Origin of the sequence: Streptomyces sp. NPDC057445 (assembly GCF_042802855.1) — a bacterium.
Lineage (GTDB): Bacteria > Actinomycetota > Actinomycetes > Streptomycetales > Streptomycetaceae > Streptomyces.
Genome location: NZ_JBHVDH010000072.1, coordinates 1 through 1114 on the forward strand (window position 1 = coordinate 1; position 1114 = coordinate 1114).

A 1114-nucleotide genomic window follows, 5' to 3' on the forward strand; every position below is an offset into this window, starting at 1 on the left:
CACCTACACCACCCGCACGCTGCTGGCCGCCGAGATGCGGCTGCTGGCCGCCGCCCGCACCCTCGTGGTGCCGTCTGTGTCGCGTTCCACGTTCAGCCGGGTTGCGGCTCTGCACCGCGGGCCGATGGACAGCGGGCAGCGGGAACTGGCCCGCTCTTTCGCCCTGTCGGAGCGGCTGCTGCTCGCCGGGCTCGGCCCGGCCGGTGCCGGAAAGACCACCGCCATGCGGCTGGTGGCTGCCGCCACAGACGCCGCGGGGCACCGGCTGATCCCTCTCGCGCCGTCCTCACGCGCCGCGAAGGTCCTCGGCACCGATCTGAACCGGCCCGCCCACACCCTGCACTCCTGGCTCCACCAGCGCAGGTGGGCTGCCGAGGGCAAGACGGTGGGGGAGGAGTTCCGGCTGCGGCGCGGCGACGTCGTCCTCGTCGACGAAGGGGGCATGGCCGGCACCCTGCTGTTCGATGAGATCCTCGCCGACGCCGCCGCCTGTGGCGCGGTGGTGCGGCTGCTGGGCGATACGCACCAGCTGGCCGCCGTCGAGGCCGGGGGAGCCTTGCGCCTCATCGCCCGCGCGGGCGGCACGGTCGAACTGGACCGCCTGCACCGCTTCCGTGTTCCGGGCGAGGCCGACGCCTCCCTCCTTCTGCGCGACGGCGACGACCACCGGGAGGCGTTCAGCTGGTACCGGGCGGGGGGCCGCATCGTCGCCGGCGACTTGGAGGCGATGTGCGACGCGGTGTTCGCGGCCTGGGACAGGGACACCGGCCGGGGCCGCACCTCGCTGATGACGGCCGCCGACACGGCCACGGTCACCGCACTCAACCTGCGCGCCCAGGCCTCACGCATCGCCGCCCGCGATGTCGACACCCGCTCCACCGCCCGGCTGCGCGCAGGTCTTCAGGCCCACGTCGGTGATGTCATCGTCACCCGTCTCAACCGGCGCCGCATGACGCTGCGCGGCGGGCGGGACTTCGTGAAGAACGGCGACACCTGGACCATCCAGAAGATCCTTGCGTCTGGGGACGCGATCGTGAAGAACACCGGGCACCACGGCCGCATCCGGCTGCCCGCCCACTACCTCGCCAGCCAGTGCGAGCTCGGCTACGCCTCC

1 protein-coding gene is annotated in these 1114 nt (G+C 73.2%); it reads left to right on the forward strand.

The window, feature by feature from the left end; genetic code table 11:
- Positions 1 to 1114: AAA family ATPase (locus ACFU5O_RS37485; protein WP_384247512.1), on the forward strand; the 1114-nt coding region annotated here is incomplete at both ends.